General features: G+C 63.7%; 21 protein-coding genes. 9 read left to right on the top strand and 12 right to left on the bottom strand.

Annotated features, from left to right (window positions below):
- Positions 1–4: 4 nt before the first annotated feature.
- Positions 5–1183 carry an acyltransferase family protein gene (locus tag AC0L3B_RS13550; protein WP_085349361.1) on the bottom strand — a complete coding sequence of 393 codons (1179 nt, stop codon included), beginning with the start codon at positions 1181–1183 and terminating at the stop codon, positions 5–7.
- Positions 1184–1373: 190 nt separating this feature from the next.
- Here AC0L3B_RS13550 and AC0L3B_RS13555 point away from each other — a divergent pair, with 190 nt between their 5' ends.
- The gene (locus AC0L3B_RS13555) at positions 1374–1547 is read left to right on the top strand and encodes a DUF1328 domain-containing protein (RefSeq protein ID WP_007602280.1); all 174 of its coding nucleotides are present in this window, start codon (positions 1374–1376) and stop codon (positions 1545–1547) included.
- 187 nt (positions 1548–1734) lie between these two features.
- Here the strand turns inward: AC0L3B_RS13555 and AC0L3B_RS13560 are convergent, their stop codons facing one another.
- Positions 1735–2094 carry a DUF427 domain-containing protein gene (locus AC0L3B_RS13560; RefSeq protein ID WP_473380514.1) on the bottom strand — a complete coding sequence of 120 codons (360 nt, stop codon included), beginning with the start codon at positions 2092–2094 and terminating at the stop codon, positions 1735–1737.
- A 210-nt stretch (positions 2095–2304) separates the two neighbouring features.
- On the opposite strand from AC0L3B_RS13560, the gene AC0L3B_RS13565 reads away from it, so the two are divergent.
- Together AC0L3B_RS13565 and AC0L3B_RS13570 are read left to right on the top strand one after the other, a co-directional pair.
- Positions 2305–2541: a BolA/IbaG family iron-sulfur metabolism protein gene (locus AC0L3B_RS13565; RefSeq protein ID WP_007602284.1), complete on the top strand. Its 237-nt coding sequence runs from the start codon at positions 2305–2307 to the stop codon at positions 2539–2541.
- Positions 2542–2565: 24 nt separating this feature from the next.
- Positions 2566–3759, top strand: coding sequence for a low temperature requirement protein A (locus AC0L3B_RS13570; RefSeq protein WP_026232969.1), 1194 nt, complete (start codon positions 2566–2568; stop codon positions 3757–3759).
- Between the two features lie 25 nt (positions 3760–3784).
- Here the strand turns inward: AC0L3B_RS13570 and egtD are convergent, their stop codons facing one another.
- Positions 3785–4756 carry an L-histidine N(alpha)-methyltransferase gene (egtD, locus tag AC0L3B_RS13575; protein WP_085384329.1) on the bottom strand — a complete coding sequence of 324 codons (972 nt, stop codon included), beginning with the start codon at positions 4754–4756 and terminating at the stop codon, positions 3785–3787.
- A gap of 52 nt (positions 4757–4808) precedes the next feature.
- A complete protein-coding gene (egtB, locus tag AC0L3B_RS13580) occupies positions 4809–6101 on the bottom strand; it encodes an ergothioneine biosynthesis protein EgtB (protein WP_473380515.1) in 1293 nt (430 codons plus the stop codon).
- A 239-nt stretch (positions 6102–6340) separates the two neighbouring features.
- On the opposite strand from egtB, the gene grxD reads away from it, so the two are divergent.
- Genes grxD through AC0L3B_RS13600 form a run of 4 tightly spaced genes read left to right on the top strand, consistent with a single transcriptional unit; the run spans position 6341 to position 9819 of the window.
- Complete coding sequence (gene grxD / locus AC0L3B_RS13585) at positions 6341–6667, top strand: Grx4 family monothiol glutaredoxin (protein WP_007602294.1); 327 nt, start codon at positions 6341–6343, stop codon at positions 6665–6667.
- Between the two features lie 3 nt (positions 6668–6670).
- The gene (locus tag AC0L3B_RS13590) at positions 6671–7222 is read left to right on the top strand and encodes an O-acetyl-ADP-ribose deacetylase (RefSeq protein WP_473380516.1); all 552 of its coding nucleotides are present in this window, start codon (positions 6671–6673) and stop codon (positions 7220–7222) included.
- Between the two features lie 46 nt (positions 7223–7268).
- A complete protein-coding gene (locus tag AC0L3B_RS13595) occupies positions 7269–8555 on the top strand; it encodes a serine hydrolase domain-containing protein (protein ID WP_026232971.1) in 1287 nt (428 codons plus the stop codon).
- A 1-nt stretch (position 8556) separates the two neighbouring features.
- The gene (locus tag AC0L3B_RS13600) at positions 8557–9819 is read left to right on the top strand and encodes a serine hydrolase domain-containing protein (RefSeq protein WP_247337335.1); all 1263 of its coding nucleotides are present in this window, start codon (positions 8557–8559) and stop codon (positions 9817–9819) included.
- Here the strand turns inward: AC0L3B_RS13600 and AC0L3B_RS13605 are convergent.
- From AC0L3B_RS13605 to murI, 6 genes are all read right to left on the bottom strand, one after another.
- Positions 9798–10886: a threonine aldolase family protein gene (locus AC0L3B_RS13605; protein ID WP_473332459.1), complete on the bottom strand. Its 1089-nt coding sequence runs from the start codon at positions 10884–10886 to the stop codon at positions 9798–9800. The genes AC0L3B_RS13600 and AC0L3B_RS13605 overlap by 22 nt on opposite strands.
- A 90-nt stretch (positions 10887–10976) precedes the next feature.
- Complete coding sequence (gene rpsD, locus AC0L3B_RS13610) at positions 10977–11594, bottom strand: 30S ribosomal protein S4 (RefSeq protein ID WP_007602315.1); 618 nt, start codon at positions 11592–11594, stop codon at positions 10977–10979.
- A gap of 196 nt (positions 11595–11790) precedes the next feature.
- Complete coding sequence (locus tag AC0L3B_RS13615) at positions 11791–12558, bottom strand: acyltransferase (protein WP_018455541.1); 768 nt, start codon at positions 12556–12558, stop codon at positions 11791–11793.
- Between the two features lie 105 nt (positions 12559–12663).
- Positions 12664–13047 (bottom strand): cupin domain-containing protein, encoded by a 384-nt coding sequence (locus AC0L3B_RS13620; RefSeq protein ID WP_018455542.1) that lies wholly within the window; start codon positions 13045–13047, stop codon positions 12664–12666.
- Positions 13048–13109: 62 nt separating this feature from the next.
- A complete protein-coding gene (locus AC0L3B_RS13625) occupies positions 13110–13883 on the bottom strand; it encodes an HpcH/HpaI aldolase family protein (RefSeq protein ID WP_085349355.1) in 774 nt (257 codons plus the stop codon).
- Between the two features lie 61 nt (positions 13884–13944).
- Positions 13945–14742: a glutamate racemase gene (murI, locus tag AC0L3B_RS13630; RefSeq protein WP_085349354.1), complete on the bottom strand. Its 798-nt coding sequence runs from the start codon at positions 14740–14742 to the stop codon at positions 13945–13947.
- A 173-nt stretch (positions 14743–14915) separates the two neighbouring features.
- Between murI and AC0L3B_RS13635 the strand changes: the two genes are divergently transcribed.
- Positions 14916–15467 (top strand): cytochrome b, encoded by a 552-nt coding sequence (locus tag AC0L3B_RS13635; RefSeq protein ID WP_247409380.1) that lies wholly within the window; start codon positions 14916–14918, stop codon positions 15465–15467.
- A gap of 106 nt (positions 15468–15573) precedes the next feature.
- Positions 15574–16215 (top strand): glutathione S-transferase family protein, encoded by a 642-nt coding sequence (locus AC0L3B_RS13640; protein WP_473332464.1) that lies wholly within the window; start codon positions 15574–15576, stop codon positions 16213–16215.
- Between the two features lie 16 nt (positions 16216–16231).
- Here AC0L3B_RS13640 and AC0L3B_RS13645 read toward each other — a convergent pair whose 3' ends face one another.
- Both AC0L3B_RS13645 and AC0L3B_RS13650 read right to left on the bottom strand, forming a co-directional pair.
- A complete protein-coding gene (locus tag AC0L3B_RS13645; protein WP_027518831.1) occupies positions 16232–17038 on the bottom strand; it encodes a Crp/Fnr family transcriptional regulator in 807 nt (268 codons plus the stop codon).
- Positions 17039–17316: 278 nt separating this feature from the next.
- Entirely contained in the window at positions 17317–18342 is a 1026-nt protein-coding gene (locus AC0L3B_RS13650) for a SecDF P1 head subdomain-containing protein (RefSeq protein WP_473332466.1), read from the bottom strand.
- Positions 18343–18423: the final 81 nt, after the last annotated feature.

The following is an 18423-nucleotide window of genomic DNA, read 5'->3' on the forward strand; positions in this document are numbered from 1 at the left end:
CGCCTCACAACACGTGCGACGCTCCCGGAATCTTCCGTAAGGCCGCCGTCAGACCCCAGCTCAGGATCACCGTAAGCACGAAGCCGATCGCAGCCTTCACGATCGCCGGCAGGCTGTAGTCGAACAACGCGTACTGGATCCACAACGCGATCGGGTAGTGCACCAGGAAGATGCCGTAGGCATCCGCCTGCATGCGGTCGAGCAGGTTCGGGCCCGGCGACTTCTGGTGCAGGAAGAACGCGAGAATCGCGAGCAGGATCGAGCCTGAGAACAGCACGAAGAACGTACCGTAGATCGCCTGATACCAGTGCGGTTGTGGGTCGGGATTACCGAGGATCTCGCGCTTGATGTAGATCATGCCCCACATCAGGCAGTAGGCGATCAGCGTGGCGATCACCCACAGCCAGCGCTGTTTCGGCAACTGCCCGCCGGCGCTGAGGATGCCGCGATCGAAGTTGGCCGCTCCAACGCTGACGCCGATAAAGAAATAGGCGAAGTAGAGCAGGATGCGGCTCGCCTGCACCGAGAACGGCCCGAGCTCGAACCATTTGCTGCCGCCGAAATAGAGCAGCGCCGGCACGTAGGCGATTGCCGTGACGACGACGAGCAGCAGCCAGAATACGGCCGGCTGGTCGAATCCGCGCAGCGACACCCGGTTGCCCGGGTCGACCAGACGCGCGGAGACCCGGTAGAGCAGGCTCGCGGTCAGGTCGAATGCCAGCAGCACCCACACGAACCAGATCGGGCCGCTCGGCCACGGGCCAACCGTGATCGTCTTCCACCAGAACGCCGTGAAGCTCAGCCCGGGATCGTGCCGCAGCGCGATCGCGTAATAGGCGAGCGGGATGACGGTGAACGCCGCGATCGCGAACGGCAGCCCGAGCCGCAACAGGCGGTCGCGGAGAAAAACTGACGGCGCCTTGCGCGCGATGCCCGGCCAGGTGAACAGTCCCGACAGGAAGAAGAACATTGCCATGAAGAAGCTGTCGGTGGCCAGCACGACCACGTCGAAACCGGCCCAGGACGCCGGATCGGTGTGCCCGAAATAGGTGTAGGGAATCACGGCGTGGTGCAGCAGCACCACCAGCGTCAGGAAGGTGCGGGCGCGATCGAGCGACAGATTGCGCGCCTTGGCCCTCGGCGCCGCGTGCGCCTCTGCCCCGATCGTCGCTGAATGTGACATCGTCATCGTGGCCGCCCCGGTCGCGCTTCGGTCCCGCCCGGACTTTGCCGCCGGGAACCGGATTCAGCAAGGGTCGTTTGGGACGCCCGCGGGTCCCTGAGACCGCCAGGAACCAGTTCCCTGCGACGAAGTTAGCGTTCGCCAAAAGGGCCTGAGGACCGCGGCAGGCGGTACAATTTCGGAGCTGGCGATGACGATCCTGAAATGGGCACTGATCTTCTTACTTGTCTCGATCGTAGCCGGCGTGCTCGGCTTCACCGGCATCTCGGCCGCCTCCGCCGACATCGCCCGCTTCCTGTTCTACGTGTTCGTCGCGATCTTCCTGGTGCTGCTGATCCTGGGGCTGACGATATTCAGGGCGTAGCGGGGCGCTGCCCACGCACACAGTCGTCATGCCCGGGCTTGCCGTCTTCGCTGAAGCTTCGCCGGCCCAACACCTATAGCCCGGCGAAGCCTCGGCGGAGCCGGGTCCCGGGCATCGACGTTGTTCTGTATCCGCGATTGCCCAAAAACGTGGATGGCCGGGACGAGCCCGGCCATGACGGAAGCAGCTACCCCAATTCCTCGATCTTCACCTTGTCCGGATAGAAGGCGAGATGGCCCGAAATCTCGGTCATCGCGGGAAAGGGGGCCTCATAGGTCCAGATCGCGTTGTCCAGTGTCTTGCCGTCCCCCTTGACGCTGTAATAGCTCGCATCCCCCTTGTAGGGGCAGTGGGTGACGCGGTCGGTGCGCTCCAGCAGCGCCATGTTGGCGTCCTGCCGCGGCACATATTGCACCGCCGGATATTTCGCCTCTTTCAGCGTCAGCGCTTTGGTGGTCTCGGCGATCACGATATCGCCGGCTGTGACGCGGACGCGCCGGGGATTTGGGGTGATGGTGATGGGGTGGTCGGGCCCTGGAAGCTTCATGATTTCACGCCTTTTTCGATCACTCTGCCGCGCGCGGCACTTTGTCGTGGCTTTATCCAGATCGGATCACCGATATAGTGCCGGAAGGCGTGACGTAGAAGGCCGTTCACGCTAAGTTTGGCCGCGCCGGAAGGTTGGCTTTGTAGAACCGGACCCCGGCAGCGATTCGACGACAAGACTGATTGCAGCCGAGACAGGAGCACGACCCGAATGCCAATGGACGCCCACGATATCGAGGCGATGATCAAGGCGGCGATCCCCGATGCCGAGGTGACCATCCGTGACCTCGCCGGGGACGGCGATCACTATGCCGCGACCGTGATCTCGGAGACCTTCCGCGGCAAGTCCCGCGTCCAGCAGCACCAGATCGTCTATCAGTCCCTCCGCGGCCAAATGGGCGGCGTGCTGCATGCGCTGGCGCTGCAAACCGGGGTGCCGGGCGCTTGATCTGATCGTGACGGGGGGATGACGATGGCTGCGGACAATCCGCGCGGCGCGATGTTTCGCGTCATCCTGCCAAACCAGCACAGCCGCGTCACCAATGCCGAGCTGTTCTTCGACCTGGTCTTCGTTTTCGCGATCACGCAGGTCTCGCACACACTGCTGCACCATTTCACGCCGCTCGGTGCCGTGCACGTCGCGGTGCTGTTTCTCGCGGTATGGTGGGTGTGGGTCTACACCGCCTGGGTCACCAACTGGCTCGATCCCGAGCTGACGCCGGTCCGGATCCTGCTCTTCCTGATGATGCTGGGCGGCCTCGTGCTGTCGACGACGATCCCGACCGCCTTCGAGGGGCGGGGCCTGTGGTTTGCGATCGCTTACGCAACGATGCAGGTCGGGCGCACCGCCTTCTGGATGTTTGCAACGCCGCGGCATCGAACTGCGGTCCGGCACAATGCGATCCGCATCCTGACGTGGCTCTCGGTCTCCGCGATCTTCTGGATCCTCGGCGGCCTCGCCCATGACGAGGCGCGGCTATGGTTCTGGATCGTGGCGCTGACGATCGAATATGTCTCGCCGGCGGTGCGCTTCTGGATCCCCAAGCTGGGCTTCTCGTCGGTCGAGGCCTGGGCCGTCGAAGGCGGCCACATGGCCGAGCGCTGCTCGCTGTTCGTCATCATCGCGCTTGGCGAGGCCGTTGTCGTCAACGGTGCGACGTTTGCCGAGCTTGACTGGACCGCTGACAACATTTCGGCCTTCGTCTCCGCGCTGGTCGGCAGCATCGCGATGTGGTGGGTCTATTTCCACAAGGGCGCCGAGGCCGGAGCCGAGCGCATCTCGAGATCCGCCGAATCCGGCCGCTTGGCGCGGCTCGCCTACACCTACCTGCATATGCCGATCGTCGCCGGCATCATCCTGACCGCGGTCTCCGACGAACTCGTGCTGAAGCATCCGGTGGGGCATTCAGATGTCAGGATCATCGTGAGCACGATCGGCGGGCCGCTGCTGTTCCTGGTCGGCACCATCCTGTTCAAGCACGCGATCCGCGGCTTCCTCCAGCTCTCGCACGGGATTGGCATCATCGCGCTCGCGGCACTGTGGTGGTTTGCCGCCGAACTGTCGCCGCTATGGCTGTCGGTCGCCGCGACGGTGATCATGATCGTTGTTGCGGTATGGGAGTCGGTTTCGCTGGGATCGACGCCGGAAGAAGCCGAGGAGCATTGAGCCGCCGCCATTGGCGCCGGAGCGCTTACTCCGCCACCTCCAGCGCGTGCACTGAGAACATCTTCGCCGCATCCGTCCAGCTCTCGCGCACCCGCCAACCCGCGCCTTGCGCCAGCGTCGCGAAGCGCTCGATGCTGTATTTGTAGCTGTTCTCGGTGTGGATGCTCTCGCCGGCGCGGAACGAAAAGCTGGTGCCGAGCAGGCGCACGGTCTGGCTCTTCTTGCTGATCAGGTGCATCTCGATGCGGTGCCGCTCGCGATTGTAGATCGCGCGATGGGTGAAGGCGGAAAGGTCGAAATTGCCGCCGAGCTCGCGGTTGATCCGCACCAGCACATTGAGATTGAAGCGAGCGGTGACTCCGGCGGCATCGTTATAGGCGTCGTGGAGCAGGCGCTCCTCCTTCTCGAGATCGGCGCCGATGATCATCTGCGCGCCGCGGCCCAGAATGGCGCGTGCGCTCTTCAGGAAGGCCTGCGCTTCATGCGGTTCGAAATTGCCGATGGTCGAGCCTGGGAAGAACCCGACCTTGGGCATGGTCGCCACCGCCTTGGGCAGCTCGAACGGCGTGGTGAAGTCGGCCGCCACCGGGTAGATGCCGAGTGACGGAAAATCCCGCTTCAGTCCGTTTGCCTGCGCCGTCAGGAAGTCGCCGGAGATGTCGACGGGCACATAGGCCGCGAACTTGCAGTGGTTGAGCAGCAGGCGGACCTTTGTGGTCGCGCCTGCGCCGAATTCGACGAGGGCCGCGTGCTCCGGAATGATTTTCGCGATCTCGCTGCCGCGCTCCTTCAGGATCGCTAGCTCCGTGCGCGTCGGGTAATATTCCGGCAGCCGCGTGATGGCCTCGAACAATTCAGATCCGGCCGCATCGTAGAAATATTTCGGCGACAGCTTTTTAGGCTGCTGCGACAGGTCCTCGATGGCCTCGCGGGCAAAGGCGGTGGTCTGTTCGTCGGGAAGATGGGCTTCGGCCAAGGCGCTAGCGTGCACATTCATGATACTCTCCTGAACGCGCTGTCCGGCGCGCATTTGTCGTCGGATGAGAATTTTACTCGTAGTCGGCGAGCCGCAGTCCCGTGAATTGCCAGCGGTGGTGCGGATAGAAGAAGTTGCGATAGGTGATACGGCTGTGCCCCTCCGGAGTTGCAAGCGAAGAGCCGCGCAGCACCAGCTGGTTGACCATGAACTTGCCGTTGTATTCGCCGAGCGCGCCTTCGATCGCGCGATAGCCGGGATAGGGCGAGTAGGACGATCGCGTCCACTGCCAGACGATGCCGAAGGCATCGTTGAGCTGGCCCGAGCGGGCCGCGACCTCCCATTCCATCTCGGTCGGCAGATGTTTTCCGGCCCAGCGCGCAAAGGCGTCAGCCTCGTAATAGCTGACGTGGCAGACGGGCGCGTCGGGATCGACCGGCTTGAGGCCGGCCAGCGTCATCACATGCCATTGGCCGTCGATCTCGCGCCAATGACCGGGGCAGTCCCAGCCCTCGTTGTTCACGGCCGCAAAACCGTCCATCAGCCACAGCGTTGCGGTCCGGTAGCCCCCGTCACGCATGAAGGCGAGCCATTCGCGATTGGTGACGAGATTGCGTGCGAGCTTGACCGGGCCGACGAGGGCGCGGTGCGCCGGCTTCTCGTTGTCGAAATGAAAACTATCATCGACGTGACCGACGGTGTGGATGCCTTCGTTCAGCGTCAGCCAATCCTCGCTGGCCGGCGTCGCGGCCGGGAAGCGCCAGTCCGGATCATAGGCCGGCGGGATCGGGTTCTGCGCGAAGGCGTGCAGGATGTCGGTGAACATCAATTCCTGATGTTGCTGCTCGTGATTGAGGCCGACCTCGACCAGCGGCGCGATCTCGCGAAGCTTGTCCTCGCCGGCGTCGCGGAAGGATTTCACGACGGCAGCGTCGACATGTTTTCGATAAGCGCCGACCTGATCGGCGCTCGGACGGGTGATGTCGCCGCGGTGATTGCGGGAATGGCGCGGACCGGCGCTGACGTAATAGGAATTGAACAGGAAGGCGAAGTCAGGGTGAAAGGGCCGGTAGCCCGCACAGTGCTCGCCGAGCACGAACTGCTCCCAGAACCACGTGGTGTGCGCCCTGTGCCATTTCGTCGGGCTCGCATCCGGCATGGACTGGATCTGCTGGTCCTCCGGCGACAGTGGCGCGGCCCGGCGCTCCGTCTCGTCGCGAACGGCGAGAAACGCGTCTTCCAACCTCTGGGCAAGGCCGCCCAAATCGACCGACAGTGACGGAGCGGGGGCCGGAGCGGAGGCTTGTTTCGTCACGTTTTTCTCCAGACAGGACAAGAGAACGTTGTTGGTGTGGACGGGTTCCAAAACGCCGGGTTCGTCCTAGATAGGGGCTCCGTGACGGTATGAAAGTCCTCCCTGACGATGATATTCGTGGCATCATGCAATGGCCGGTGCAGCCGAGAGCGGTCCACAAGAGGCAGCTCGCCGCCATTTTACTTTGGATGCACAACGGTTTGGGCTACATATATACCCAGGTATCGGGTTAGATCGGCGGAGCCAGCCCGAAGCAATTGGAGTGGGCTCCGCCCCATAAGGACACGGATATGAGCATCGAGGAATTCATCGCCAACGAAGTGAAGTCGAACGACGTGGTTCTGTTCATGAAGGGCACACCGCAATTTCCGCAGTGCGGGTTCTCCGGCCAGGTCGTCCAGATCCTCGACCACATCGGCGTCGGCTATAAGGGCCTCAACGTTCTCGAATCCGCCGAACTGCGCAACGGCATCAAGGACTATTCGAACTGGCCGACCATTCCGCAGCTCTATGTGAAGGGCGAGTTCGTCGGCGGCTGCGACATTGTCCGCGAGATGTTCCAAGCCGGTGAATTGCAGCAGCTCTTCTCCGAAAAGGGCGTCGCTGTCGCGGCCTGATACGTGACCCAGCTGACGCGCCGGATCGGCGGCGCGGAGCTCAAGGTCATCGTTGCTGACATCACCACGCTGAGCGTTGACGCCATCGTCAACGCGGCCAACACGTCGCTCCTGGGTGGGGGCGGCGTGGATGGCGCGATCCATCGGGCGGCCGGGCCCGAGCTTCTAGCCGCGTGCCGGAAGCTCGGAGGATGCCCGACCGGCGATGCCAAGATCACGAAGGGCTACCTTCTCCCTGCGCGTCATGTCATCCATGCAGTCGGTCCGGTCTGGCACGGCGGCACTCGCGGTGAGGCAGAGGCGCTGGGCTCCTGTTATCGCCGTGCGCTTGAGCTCTGCGGGGCCAATCAGCTGACCTCCGTGGCGTTCTCCGCGATTTCGACCGGGGTTTACGGCTTTCCAGCCGACCAGGCCGCGAAGATTGCGGTCCATGCGACCATTGAGGCCCTGCCGGCCGCGCCGTTGGTCGTCGACGTCATATTTTGCTGTTTCTCGGAAAAGAGCGCGGCTCTGCACGCGGACACTTTGGCGCGGTACGGCGGCCCTTGTGCCTGATGACGTGGTCGGTACACTCCGCCGGGCCATGTTCCGGGGAGGGGATATGATTTCACAGTCTGGACTGCGCGCGCTTGTCTGCGCCGCGCTTGTATCGTTAGGTACGATGTCGTTCGCGCGGGCGGAGGGCACCTACGAGATTCCGGCCGGCGCGCATTTCAATCCGGACAAGCTCGCGAGGATCACCGAGTTCTTCAAGAACGAGGTCGCGACCGGCAAGATCGCAGGGGCAAACGTCCTCATCAAGCAACATGGCAAGCCCGTCTACCACGAAGTCTTCGGCGTGCAGGACGCCGTCAGCAAGGCGCCGATCACCGACAAGACGATCTTCCGCCTGTTCTCGATGAGCAAGGCGATCACTTCCGTCGTTGCAGTGAAGTTGATCGAGGAAGGTACGATCAAGCTCGACGATCCCGTCTCGAAATACATTCCCTCCTTCGCCAATGTGAAAGTCGGCGTCGAGAAGAAGGCCGAGGACGGCACCAAGTCGCTCGAGCTCGTGCCGCCCAACCGGCCGATGACGGTGCACGATTTGATGACGCACACCTCGGGCGTCACCTACGGCTTCTATGGCGACAGCCTGGTCCGCAAGGCCTATCGCGACGCCAACATCTATGCCGGCGATTTCGACCTCGCGGAGTTCGCCGAGCGCATCGCAAAACTGCCGCTGCACAACCAGCCGGGCGCGCTGTGGCAATACGGCCATTCCACCGACATCCTGGCGCGGGTCATGGAAGTCGCGGCCGGCAAGCCGCTCATCGAGATCGAACGGGAGAAGCTGCTCGACCCGCTCGGCATGGTCGACACCGGCTTCTTCGTCACCGATCCCGAGAAGCAGAAGCTGCTGGCGCAGCCGGTGCCGAACGACAGCGATTTCCGGGTCGGGCGGATCAACGATCCGACAGTCGTCAAGAAGATCCAGTTCGCCAGCGGCGGTATGGTCACGACCATGGCCGATTATGAGCGCTTTACGCAGATGCTGCTCCAGGGCGGCAATCTCGACGGCAAGACGATTCTCAAGCCCGAGACGTTCAAGCTGATGGTGACTGACCAGATCGGCCTCAAGTCGGGCGTCGATCGCGATTATTTTTATTTCCCCGGTGACGGTTTTGGTTTCGGTCTCGGACTTGCGGTGCGCACCGACCCCGGCAACGCAAAACCGCCGCCGCCCGGCGATCTCGGCGAATTGAAATGGGATGGCGCCTCCGGCTGCTATTTCGTGGTCGACCCCAAGCAGGACATGTTCTTCGTGCTGCTGGAGCAGACCCCGACCGAGCGCCAGCGCGTGCAGCGAACATTGAAGCAGCTGGTTTATGAAGCGATGGAGAATTGACATGTTCGGGCGCCGCGCATTGATCGCGGCGCTCGTCCTTCTCGCCGGCGGCATCGTTGCGAAGGCAGGTTCCGAGAGACCTGCGGTCCACACGCTCGCGCCCGCGGGGCTGGCGAAGGTTTCCGACTACATCCGCAACGAGGTGGCCACCGGCAAGATCCCCGGAGCCATCCTGCTGCTTCAGCAGCACGGCAAGCCGGTCTATTATCAGAATTTCGGCGTCCGCGACGTCGCGACCGAACTCTCGATGAGCGCGGACACGATCTTCCGCCTCTACTCGATGTCGAAGCCGGTTACCTCAGTCATGGCGATGATGCTGGTCGAGGAGGGCAAGCTGTCGCTCGACGATCCCGTCTCGAAATACATTCCGGCCTTCGCCGGCATGAAGGTCGGCATCGAGAAGAAGGCCGAGGACGGCAAAGTCGCCCTGGTGCTGGAGCCGCTGGAGCGACCCATCACGATCAAGGATCTGCTGCGCCACACCTCGGGGCTGCCTTACGGCTATTACGGCGGCGGCATGGTGCGCGAGCTCTATGCGAACGCCAATCTCTTCAACAGCGATCTGACCAACGCCGAATTCGCCGCCAAGATCGCCACGCTGCCGCTTGTCGAGCAGCCCGGCACGGTGTGGGATTACGGCTATTCCACCGACGTGCTCGGCCGCGTCGTCGAAATCATTGCGGGAAAGACGCTGCTGCAGTTCGAGAAGGAGCGGCTGCTCGATCCGCTCGGCATGACCGAGATGGCTTTCTTCGTCGCCGATCCCGCCAAATTCCCGCGCATCGCCGAGCCGATGCCGGAGGATCGCAACATCAATCCGACGACGCAGGTCCGCGACATCAGGCGGCCTGCGACCTGGGAATCGGGCGGCGGCGGCATGGTCGGTACGATCGGCGACTACGCCCGCTTCGCCCAGATGCTGCTGAATGGCGGCACCTATGACGGCCGACGCTATCTCAAACCGGAGACCATTGCGCTGATGGCCTCGGATCATATCGGTCCGGAGACGAAGATCGCGCGCGACCAGAACTATTATCCGGGCGGGTCTTCCGGCTTCGGCCTCGGCTTCGCCGTGCGCACCTCGGTGCCTCCTGGAACAACGTGGCCGCTTGGCGAATATCGCTGGGACGGCGTCGGCGGCACGTTCTTCTTCATCGATCCCGAGGACGATCTGTTCGGGATCTTCATGGTGCAGACCCCGACGCAGCGCGGCCGGATTCAACTGGCGCTGAAGACGCTGATCTACCAGGCGATGGGGCGGTGATTAACTCCGCGCACGATCTCGCGGATATATCCGATCGTCTCCTCGACCTGGCTCGCATTGACGTCGAGATGCGTGCAGGCGCGGATGCGGCCATCCATCATCGCAAGCGTCACGCCGCGCTGGCGCAGCGCCGCGACCATCTTGTCGCCGGGAATGCCGGTACCATCGGGCTTGAAGAACACCAAGTTGGTTTCGGGCTCCTGCACCTCGATGCCTGCGATCTGCGACAGTCCGCGGGCGAGCGCGCGCGCGTTGGCGTGATCGTCGGCGAGCCGATCGACATGATGGTCGAGCGCGTAGATGCAAGCCGCCGCGCAGATTCCGGCCTGTCGCATCGAGCCGCCGAGGCGCTGCTTCCACTGCCAGACCGCATCGATGAAGGCGCGCGAGCCCGCGAGCACGCCTCCGATCGGCGCGCCCAAGCCCTTCGAAAAGTCGATCCAGGCCGAATCCCACCCCGCGGTCATGTCGCGCGGAGAGATGCCGCTCGCAACTGTGGCATTGAGCAGGCGCGCGCCGTCCATGTGGGTGACGAGGCCATGTTGTTTCGCGATCGCGACGATCTCGTCGAGCGCGGCCTTCTTCCAGACCGTACCGCCGCCGATATTGGCGGTCTGCTCGACGCTGACCACCGTCTGCGGCGGCTGGTAGCGGGTACGCGGATGCAGCGCTCTGCGAAAGGTCTCCGGCGTGAACTGGCCGTCGGGTCCCTTCAGCTGCGTGACCTGAAAGCCGCCGATCGCGGCATGCGCGCCGCCTTCGCGCGCGATGATGTGGGCGCTCTCATGGGCGAGGATCTCGTCGCCGGGGCGGCAATGCACCAGCGTCGCGGTGACGTTGCACATCGTGCCTGACGGCATGTACACCGCGGCTTCCTTGCCGAGCAGCTCGGCCACGCGCTCGCACAGGGCGTTCACGGTCGGATCGTCGCCGACCTGCTCGTCGCCGACCTCCGCCCGCGCCATCGCCTCGCGCATCGCAGGTGTCGGCTTTGTCTGCGTGTCCGAGAGCAGATTGATGCGCACCGGCGGCGCCTTGGGATCGATCGGGGGAGGGGTATAGAGCATGCGACGCCTCCTGAAGGTAAACGGCCGCTGAAGTGTGGCTCTTTAAGCAAAAAAGGCCCCGGCGAACCGGGGCCTTTCGATATTCAGATCTTAGCGCGAATAGAATTCGACGACCAGATGCGGCTCCATCTGCACCGGGAACGGCACGTCGGAGAGGTGCGGGATGCGAATGTATTTCGCAGTCATCTTGCCATGGTCGACTTCGAGATAGTCGGGGGTGTCACGCTCGGAGAGCTGGCTGGCTTCGAGGACGTGGGCAAGCTGCTTGGATGATTCCTTGACCTCGATCACGTCGCCGAGCTTGACCAGATAGCTCGAGATGTTGACCTTGCGGCCGTTCACCTTGACGTGGCCGTGGTTGATGAACTGGCGCGCGGCGAAGATCGTCGAGACGAACTTGGCGCGGTACACAACCGCGTCGAGACGGCGCTCGAGCAAGCCGATCAGGTTCTCGCCGGTGTCACCCTTGAGGCGGCTGGCCTCGACGTAGATGCTGTGGAACTGACGCTCGGAGATGTTGGCGTAATAGCCCTTCAGCTTCTGCTTGGCGCGGAGCTGCACGCCGAAGTCGGAGAGCTTGCCCTTGCGGCGTTGGCCGTGCTGGCCGGGGCCGTATTCGCGGCGGTTCACGGGGCTCTTCGGGCGGCCCCAGATGTTCTGGCCCATACGGCGATCGAGCTTGTACTTCGCCTCACTGCGCTTAGTCATCGCGTCCTCTTCAGGTACTTGGTTTGAGGAAACGCGCCCTCCTGTGTGACGGGCTAGCCCGGCACTGACAGGTCCGATCCCAAAGCTTAAGGGACAGGACCACGGGTCGCGAAACGCTTCGCGGGCCGAAATCGGCCCGCGAGCAAGCGGCTTTTAGGGGGATTTGGGGCTCGCTGTCAATGCGAATGGCCCGGAATCACGTTCCGACTGCCCGGATCGACTTCGACCCGGCCGCACGCAATTCGGCAGCGATTTCAGTGTTCAGGACCTGTTCCAGCCGGGTCAGGACGCGGGCGATCGGGGCGGCGTCGGTGACCCGATGATCCCAGCGGATCACGACATGGATGGTCTGGTCAGGCCCGACCACCCCATAGCTGACGATGAAGGGGCCGGGCGTGATCGGGTGAAGCTCGCCACCGCCATAGGCGGCCACCGAGCTCACCGCGAAGCTGCCGAACCAGTTGCCGCGCTGCCGGCCGAAATTCAGCCCGATCGCCCAGGACAGCCGCCGCAACGGCAGCGGCAGGCGGGTCGCCCGCATGATCTTGCGAAACATGGGAATTTCGTCGATCGGGGCGGTCTTTGCGTGCCGGATCTCGGCGTCGACCGCAGTCAGCGTCATGGCCTCGGGAGCCGCGATTCGCTGCGGGATCACGCATTCCTCGCCGCCCTCGACCCGGGCAATGGCCACCGACGCTACGCTCTTCGGCAGCTCGTAAAGCGACGGCCAGGGCCATTTGGCATAGACGGTACGCAGGACCGGCTCGTCCCTGGCGACGAGGGCAAAAGCCTTGACGAACATGGCCGCCCAGCCGGCTGGCGCCATCGCGCCCGCGCGGGCCTCCAGCAGGGGGCCGATATCGAGCGAACGGGAAAGCGACACGAAGGGCACGCCCATCGAGGCGTGCATGAGGTCGATAATCAGGCGACGCGGCAGCGAAATGGTCTTGGGCGTCCCGCGCATCGCTCTTTGGTTTCCCCTGATTAAAGTTTGTGCAGCGAGCGGGGTTCCCGCTCGCCGCCTGCTCTAGCACGAACCAACCCGCGTGGGGCCGGTCGGTTCGCCGCATCAGGGCGCCGGCGAGGCCAGCGGCTTGGTCTTGTCGACGACGTAAACTCCAAGCACTTTCATAGCCTTGTCGCCGTGGGCTTTGGCGTCATGCACGACGCCCGCCGGGATCTGGTAGGAATCGCCGGCTTTCAGCCTCTTTTCCGGCTGCCCGTCGATGAGGAGATTGAGTTCACCTTCGAGCACGTAGCCGGTCTCGATGCCCGGATGGGTATGGCGTCCGGCCGCGCCGCCCGCCGGGACCTCCGCGATGGCCGTGATGGTGTTGTAGCCATCCGGAAACTCGACCTTCTGGAGCGGGGTGCGCTTGATGCCGGGCTGCTGGGCGAAGGCCGCAACAGCGAGGCCGGTGAAGGCGAGAGCGAGCAAAGTCTTTTTGAGCATGGTTTTTCCTCCCTGGAACGGCTGAGCCTAGCAGCGCCGCGGTTCCCGGCAAGACTCAATGGCTAGCGCTTGATCCCCTCGAACGCTGCCATGATGCCGCGCTGGAATAGCGACCAGTCGAAGCCGAGCGCGATCGCGCGGTAGCCGCGGTCGACCAGGGCGTTGGCCTGGTCCGCGGTACGGGCCACACCGCCGATCGGCACACCGCTTCTGAGGATGCCGGCCTCGGCCCGCGCCACCAGCTCCAGCAATTCCGGATCGTCCATCTGGCCGCGCTTGTTGATGGAGGTGGCGAGATCGCCGGGGCCGATCACAGCTACATCGATGCCGGGCGTGGCCATGATCTCGTCGATGCGGTTGACGGCGTCGACGTGCTCGATCGTGATCATGCAGATCATCTCGTCGTCGGCGCTGGCCATGTAGTCCGGCATCGACTGGCCCCAGCGGAATGGCGCATGGAACGGACCCCAGAGCCGATCGCCGCGTGGAGGATAGCGCACGCTGCGCACCGCTTTCTCGGCCTCCGCGCTATTGGTGATCATCGGGAAATTGATGCCGAAGGCGCCGATGTCCATCGGTGCCTTCGCAAGCCATGGCTCGTTCGCCGCGATGCGCACCAGCGGCGTGCATGGGGTGCCGGTGGTGGCCGCGATCATCGCATGTGCTTCGGTCAGTCCAATCGGCCCGTGCTCGAGATCGACGATGATCCAGTCGAGAGAGCGCGCCATGATCTGCACGGTCTGCACGCTCGGGATCGTCGCGATCGCGCCGAAGGCAGGACGACCCTCGCGCCAGAGCTGGCGAAGACGGTTGAGCGGCGTGGTCGGGACGGACATGGGAAGAACCTGTAGGAAACGACGACGGCGGACCCTAGCAGCGGGGCGTCGAGGCGCAAGATCAGGCTGGAATGCGGCCGCCGAAGAACGGCGTCAGCATGGTCGAAAGGCCATGCACGCGGTTCGAGGTGAAGATCATTTCGGCGCCGGATTGCGCGATGCCACCGGTGTGCGGGCCGAGCAGATCCGAGACGCGGCGGGCGATCGCGGGCGCCGGATCAATCCAGTCGACCGGCCAGGGGGCGAGCTTTTTCAGCCGGTCGAGCAGCAGCGGGTAATGCGTGCAGGCGAGCACCACGGTGTCGGTGCGTGCGCCTGCGTCCCCGGCATCGCCCACGAAACACGGGGCGAGCTCGGCGAGGATGGCGTCGTCGCTGACGGGAGAGCCGCTGAGCTCGGATTCAGCCAGCGCGGCCAACTCGGGCGAGCCGACCAGTGTCACCTCGCAACCCTGCGCGAAATCGCGGATCAGCGCCTTGGTGTATTCGCGCTTCACGGTGCCCCTGGTGCCGAGCACCGACACGCGGCGGCTCCTCGACTGCGCGCAGGCTGGCTTGATCGCAGGCACCGTGCCGACGAAGGGCAGGGAATAAGCGGCGCGCAGATGCGATAGGACCAGCGTGGACGCCGTGTTGCAGGCGATCACGACGAGGTCAGGATCGTGCATGCCGATCAATTCCCCCATAAGCGGCACCACGCGGGCGATGATCTCGTCCTCGCTGTGGTGGCCATACGGGAAGAAGGCGTCGTCCGCGACGTAGACGTAATGCGCGTCGGAGCGCGCAGCCACGACCTCACGCAGGACCGTGAGGCCGCCAAGGCCGGAATCGAACACCAGAATCGTCGGAGAATGGGTCACGTGAACACTCTAGCCCGCCATCGTTACCATTCGGTTTTTGGGGCGGTTTTGCGGCAAGGGCACTTAGGGCTATTTTGGAGCGATTCAATTTCGCGACGGCCACATGTTCCCGGTATCAGCTGCCGTACGGCGGTGCGGATAGGGACAGGCCCGCAAAACTCCGGAGCACCGACATGATCAGAAATACCAGTCACGGCTGGGGCAGCATTTCCCGATGGCTGCACTGGAGTCTGGCGCTGATCATCATCGGCATGATCGGCTTCGGGTGGTGGATGAACCACATCCCGGCGCGTCCCGACCGCTTCTTCTACCGCTCGATCCACGCCGATATCGGCTATGTGATCCTGCTGCTCACCGTGCTGCGCCTGGTGTGGCGCCTCGTCAACCCGACGCCGATCATGCCGGCCGGGACCTCGCGCTGGCAGAAGGTCGCCGCCCATTTCAGCCACGGCGCGCTCTACCTCGCCGTCATCATCGTCACCATGCTCGGCTGGGCGCATTCCGGTGCGCACGCACCTGATTATTCGAACTTCTTCGGCCTGTTTCACGTGCCGCAATTCACGGCTCCCGACCGCGCGGCGGCTGGCGTCTATGAAGACCGCCACATCCTCTTTGCCTATGTGCTGCTCGCCTTGATCGCGATTCACGTGATCGCCGCCGTGTGGCACCATTTCATCCGCCGCGACCGCATTGTGGCGCGGATGGTGACGGACGAGGCGGGGTAGGGCGGACATGGGAGGAAGCATCGCGCCCGCGATTGCTTCGCTGCGCTCGCAATGACGGAGTAAGGTGTGGGGTCACGAAACATCCAATTGCGTCGCAGGAGGCCTCATGCTCACCGTCCATCATCTCGGCAAGTCGCAGTCCGAGCGTATCGTCTGGCTGTGCGAGGAGCTGGGGATTCCCTACGAGTTGAAGCGCTATGCGCGCGATCCCGTCACCATGCTGGCTCCGGCCGAGTACAAGGCGCTGCATCCGGCCGGCACGGCGCCGGTGATCACGGATGGCGAGCTGGTGCTCGCGGAATCCGGCGCCGTCGTCGATTACATCGTTGCAAAATATGGCAACGGCCGACTCGTGCTCGGTCCCACTGATCCCGCCTTCGCGCAGTTTCTATATTGGGTTCATTTCGCCAATGGCAGCCTGCAACCCGGTATGGGACGGATGATGATCCTGAACCGGCTCGATCTCGCCAAGGACAATCCGACCCTGCTCGCGATGAAGGGGCGTCTCGATCGGGCCTACGATCTTCTCGACGCAAGGCTTCGCGAGGCCGAATATCTTGCGGGCAGCGCCTTCACGACCCCCGACATCATGACAGTTTTCTCGCTGACCACGATGCGCTACTTCCAGCCCTATGACCTCCAGCGCTCTCCGAACGTGGTCAAATATCTCGGCCGCATCAGTGCGCGGGCGGGCTATCGGCGTGCGATGGAGAAGGGCGACCCGGGCATGGCGCTGCTCTTGGACTGAGCGGCGAGGCGATCGCTCACGCGATCCTGTTCGTGGTGGCGGCCCTCTCTGTTGCCAGCTGCTTCTGCAGGCGCTCGATGTTTTGCAGCAGCCGCTGGCTAGTCAGCACCAGGAAGTAATAGCCGAACTGCGGGTCCTGGAAGTAGATCTCGAGCAGCCGGTCGTAGGTGATCGTCAGCACCTGGCCGTCCTCGATGCACTCGACCGTTCCGGTGCGCCGGTTGTCCGGCGTGAGGAAGCCGAGTTCGCCCATGAGCGTTCCGGGCAGGATCTCGATGTTGATCTCCTTGACCAGGAACTTGCCGGTGACGGTGAGGAACATCTCGTTAGCCGGATCGCGCAGCTTGAACAGCGTATCGCCGCGACGATATTTGCGCTCGGTCATGAACGGCTTGAGCCATTCGATCGACATGTCGCCTTCGGCTGCATGGCGCGCCTTCTTGACGAGCTTGAGCATCTGCCGCAGGCGCAAGGCGTTGATCGGTAGCAGCAGGAGATAGAGCAGGAAGGTCGACACGTTGGCGGAGAGCGCGCCGAAGACGGCGAAGAACGCGCAGCCGACCATGTTAGCGACGCGCAGCGGCACCATGGTCCGCATCAGAAGGGTAGCGACGAAGAAGCCGGCGCCGACCGCGGCGAACATATTGGCCAACGTGATATTCTGGACGAAGATCTCCAGCATCCGATTGAAGATCGAGTCATAGGTGACGTTGTTCGGATCGAGGCCCATCTGGACCAGGATCTTCGCGATCCTGAGGTTATCCGTCGCCGCCTCGAGAATGCGGTCGAGGATCGACGAAATGTCTGCGCTGCCGGACGGCATGGTACTATCCCCGCGTAAGGCCTTCAGTCCCGGTCGGTATTCTCGACACCTATAGCCGAAATCGAACGACGACCGCTTGAATGAAGTTTTGGGCCGCCGTGCCGCAAGAGGCAAATTTTAGCCTGATCGGGCGTTTCGGCAATTGCCTGTTTGGCGGTGCATATGGCCGTGGCGCGCCCGCGATTCGGGGGCCAGTGGGTACGAGCCTCGGCGTGGTCGACCTCGGCGGCCGACCGGGCGAGGGGGACCAGGCGTGGGCGTGGGGCGATCCCCCCGCCTTAGGGCTTGGCGGGCGGCACGACCTCCTGCTCGACCAAGCCGAGGTGCCCCGGCAGTGAACCAGCGCGCAGCAGCATGGCGACGCTGTTTGCTTCCTCCAGGGTGAAATTGCCGGAGATCTGGCCCGAGCCGCCGGTGATGGGCTCGCGGATGATGGGGGCGGAGATCACCTTGCCGTCGAGCACGATGGCGAAGGGCTTTGCGATATTCTCTTCGGTGATGTGGGCAAAGCGCCGCGTGCCGCGGCCGTTGAAGCGGAACGAGGCGATCGGCTCTTTCGTGGCGCTCGCAAACCCCGGGCCCGCATAGCTGATGTCGTCGCCGTCGAGCACGCTGTCCTTGGCGACCAGATAAAGGCTCTTGTCCTTGAAGCCGGGCAGGACTTCCGTGCCTGCCGGTGGCGTGCCGGATTGCGCCTGCTCCGGCGGCACCGAGAGGTCGATCAGGCGGAAGCCGACCTTGACCCTGCGGGCGAAGACCGCGGTGACGCGCTCGGGCTCCATCACACCGGGCAGGAAGATGCGGATGCGGTCGGTCCCATCGGGCTGGACGCTGGCCAGCTGGACGCCGGCCTCCTTCAGACGCTGCTCGATCATGGCGATGGCATCTTCGACGAGTTCGTGCAACCGCGCGGCGGATGCCGCATTGGTCGGCACGAGCCTGACCAGTCCGTCGCCGTCGGTCACGGCGAGTGCATGCGACGGCAATCCTTCCGCGGCCGACGCGAGCTTGCGCGCGAGTTGCTCGCGGCCCTTGACGTCGGCAATCTTCAACTCGACGCCGCCGTCGCGGATCGCAAGACCGGAGAAGGCGATCTTGCCCTCGCGCAGGTTCTTGTAGACGTCGTCGCGCAAATCCGTGACTACGCTCTCGCGCAGGCCATCGGTGTCCACCTTGTAGACGATGCGTGACCCGCCGAGCTTCTCCATCTTGTCGCCGATGAAGGCCGAGATCTTGGCGCGCATCTTGTCGAGCTGGCCGTCCTCGGCGAGTGCCGCGCGGGGCAGGGCGATCACCGATGTCATGATCCCCGCTGTCACGGCGAGCGCGATGAACAGCCGGGTAGCGCAATCCCGCGGGGCGTAGTCATGATCACCTCAGTCTTG

The sequence above is a fragment of the Bradyrhizobium sp. Kon56 genome (assembly GCF_055807635.1).